Raw genomic sequence first — 2,959 nt, 5'->3', positions numbered from 1 at the left:
TCAGGTTTCAGGGCAGACCTTTATACTGTCGCACACTTGAACCTCCCAGGGATCACACGTGTCTCGCATGAAAACCCTAAATCTCATTGGTGCTGGCAAGCTTGGGCAGACATTAGCTCGCCTCTGGCAGCAGCAAGGCATCTTTCAGGTTCAGCAGGTCTTAACCCGCTCTAACACAAGCGCTCAACACGCCTGCGCGTTCATCAATGAGCAGGCTGAAGATGCAAATCGCCCCTCCAATCCGAATAGAGTGACTCCCGCCCAGGCAGTCACCTCATATTCCGAGCTGCGGACGGCGGATATCTGGCTGCTGGCGACGCCCGATGGCGAGATTGCAGAGGTCGCGACTGAACTGCACCGCCATAACGGCCTGATCAGCGAACACAGCGTACTGTTTCATTGCAGCGGCACACTGAACAGCGATCTGCTAGTCGAGGGTCAGAACTCACATTCCAGCACATCAAAAGCCAACGTTGCCAGTGTTCATCCGATACACAGCTTTGCATCTCCTGCCGAGTCACTCACCAATTTCGCCGGCAGCTATTGCGGCTATGAAGGTGGCGCTGCAGCACTCAACGTTCTACTACCCGCCTTCACCGCTATCGGCGCTCAGTTATTCAAACTCGATGGGGAACAAAAAACCCTCTACCATGCTGCTTCCGTCATGGCTTGCAACTATCTGGTGGGATTGATGGACGCCAGCCTGGAATGCTTCGACGCAGCGGGTGTTGACCGAACTCAAGCCCAACAACTGCTGCTCCCCATTACACAGCAGACACTGAGCAATGTTCTGAATGGATCACCGCAATCGGCACTGACAGGTCCAATATCACGAGGCGACCTGGCGACTGTTGAAGACCACCTGGACAAGCTGGAACCGCTGAGCAAGCCACTGACCGATATTTATCGAGCTCTTGGGCGGCAAACCGTCAAGGTTGCAGAGCAACAGGATCCGGCTGCCGACACTCAAAGCCTGGAGTTGATAAAATCGTTGCTCAACTCAACGAAAAACCCATTATAATCTCGCTTTTCCGGCTCTCTGAAGCACAATAGCAAGCACCGATTTATCACCGACAGGAAACAACGTGACCCAAAGCGACAGCGAAAGCTACTTGAAGAAAAAGCAGTTCTTTAATCAACTGCTGACCGTGTACGGCCGCAAGCCGGTGCTTGAAGCTCTGGAAGATCCACAAACAAAAGTTTTCAGGCTTCACCTTGCAGAATCGAACCGCCCCGGCGGTATCATTGCTGACATTATTCGCCTGGCTGAAAATAAAAACGCCGAGATTCTCTATCACGATCGTCAAGCGCTTTCGCGAATCTCCCGTAACAGCAAACAGGATCAGGGAGTTGCGGTTGATCTGGTGTGCTCTGGCTATCAGGATTATCGGGATTTTCTGAACTCACCAGAATCTCAAAACGCAGAAGTGATTGCTCTGGATCGCATTACCAATCCGCAAAACCTCGGCATGATTATCCGCTCTGTTTGTGCTGGCAGCGCCAAAGCCCTGCTGTTGCCCGAAAAAGGCTGCGCAAAACTGGATGCTCTGGTTATCAAAGCCAGCGCCGGCACCCTGTTTAGAGCCCCTATTCTGCGCTGCAAAGACCTCGCACAGACTCTGGCAGAGTTTCGTAACCACGGCAGTGCGATCTACGGGCTGTCGTCACATGCACCCCAGACACTCGGTGACATTCCTCTGCAAGGTGCTAAAGTTTTCGTTCTGGGCAATGAGACAGATGGCGTGTCTGACACAGTTGCAAAGCAGTGCAATGAATTGGTTAGCATCTCCATGAACAATGGGGTGGAATCACTGAATGTTGCGGTAACAGCCAGTTTACTGGCTTTTCGCGGGCAACTGTAAGACGGTCGTGACTTTTTAATGATGAATAAACTTATTGATGAATAAATTGAATGATCAATAAAACAACGCCCGGCTAAGCCGGGCGTCTCTTTTTAGATAGCTGACTAATAACTTACTCAGCTTCTTCCATTTCAGAACCACCTACCAGTGAAGGATAGCGTTCTGTGAACGCGGCAAACTCTTCTTTCGTAATGTTTTGATCGCTATCACGGTCAATCGCTACAAAGTACTCGCTGATTGGATTGTTTGCGGCTTCGTCTTGCGAAATTTTGCTATCGCCATTTTTATCAAAGCTTTTGAAATCCGACGACATTTTGTGCTGGCTGCCGCCCATAGTTCCTGTATTGGACTGAGCAGTACCGGACTGAGCCGCACCTGTTTGAGCACCGTATTGATCACCCGCTAAAGCAGAACCTGCAAAAGGAACTGAGGCTGCAAAGGCTACAAGTGCACACACGCTTAACTTTTTCATAATCTAACTCCTGTGAAGTAATCGATCAAAAATACGGATGATTGAATTAAGGTTAGTTTTGATGCGACATCGCTCAAATACATCAACCTCTAAAACCCAAAAAGTAAATTCACGGTATTTCACAACTTCATTTCTTTTGCAAAAAAACACACGATAAAGAAATACTTTTTGCGCTCTCGTGACTTTTGAGGGGATTACAAACCCTTAAGTTCCTACCTAAAGATCATTGAGAAACAGGAATCTATAAAACTTGAATACAGTCACACATAGGCAAAGCAATGAACGCCATCCCGAAAAAAACCTCAATTAACTAAGCCATCATTGGATAAAAAGGTCGCCTCCAGATCTCTTCATAATTTCATGAACAATCTAACCAGCTGGTCTTTTGTGACTTTTGGCTATACTTAGGCAAACATTGTTGATGTGCACATAAATAAGTTCTGACGAGAAAACAGATGACTCCATATACGTATTCAAGCTCTATGAGCCGATTAGCCTATATCTGCCTGGTGATTACCGCATTAATAGGCTGCCAAACCAGCAGCAGTTATGATCCCACTGCCCGTAAGACCTCCCATACTTTGGTAGGGCAAGATACCCGCCTCGATCAGGCCATAACACCACT

At 48.3% G+C, this 2,959-nt stretch carries 3 protein-coding genes; 2 read left to right on the top strand and 1 reads right to left on the bottom strand.

Features of this window, described 5'->3' with window-relative positions:
• Positions 1-67 precede the first annotated feature (67 nt).
• Positions 68-1,021 (top strand): Rossmann-like and DUF2520 domain-containing protein, encoded by a 954-nt coding sequence (locus ACTG33_RS16860; RefSeq protein WP_439136389.1) that lies wholly within the window; start codon positions 68-70, stop codon positions 1,019-1,021.
• Positions 1,022-1,085: 64 nt separating this feature from the next.
• Complete coding sequence (locus ACTG33_RS16855; RefSeq protein WP_439136387.1) at positions 1,086-1,862, top strand: TrmH family RNA methyltransferase; 777 nt, start codon at positions 1,086-1,088, stop codon at positions 1,860-1,862.
• Positions 1,863-1,974: 112 nt separating this feature from the next.
• Here the strand turns inward: ACTG33_RS16855 and ACTG33_RS16850 are convergent, their stop codons facing one another.
• Positions 1,975-2,334 carry a hypothetical protein gene (locus tag ACTG33_RS16850; protein ID WP_439136386.1) on the bottom strand — a complete coding sequence of 120 codons (360 nt, stop codon included), beginning with the start codon at positions 2,332-2,334 and terminating at the stop codon, positions 1,975-1,977.
• Between the last annotated feature and the right edge of the window lie 625 nt (positions 2,335-2,959).

Origin of the sequence: Pseudomaricurvus sp. (assembly GCF_965662505.1) — a bacterium.
In the GTDB taxonomy this organism is placed as follows: Bacteria; Pseudomonadota; Gammaproteobacteria; order Pseudomonadales; family Cellvibrionaceae; genus Pseudomaricurvus.
The sequence above is the reverse complement of the archived record's forward strand: the minus strand, read 5'-3'. Positions and strand labels throughout refer to the sequence as shown.

Excerpts from the sequence above, each read along its gene's own strand:
- ACTG33_RS16850 (WP_439136386.1), bottom strand. The coding sequence starts at position 2,334 with ATGAAAAAGTTAAGCGTGTGTGCACTTGTAGCCTTTGCAGCCTCAGTT.
- ACTG33_RS16860 (WP_439136389.1), top strand. The coding sequence starts at position 68 with ATGAAAACCCTAAATCTCATTGGTGCTGGCAAGCTTGGGCAGACATTA.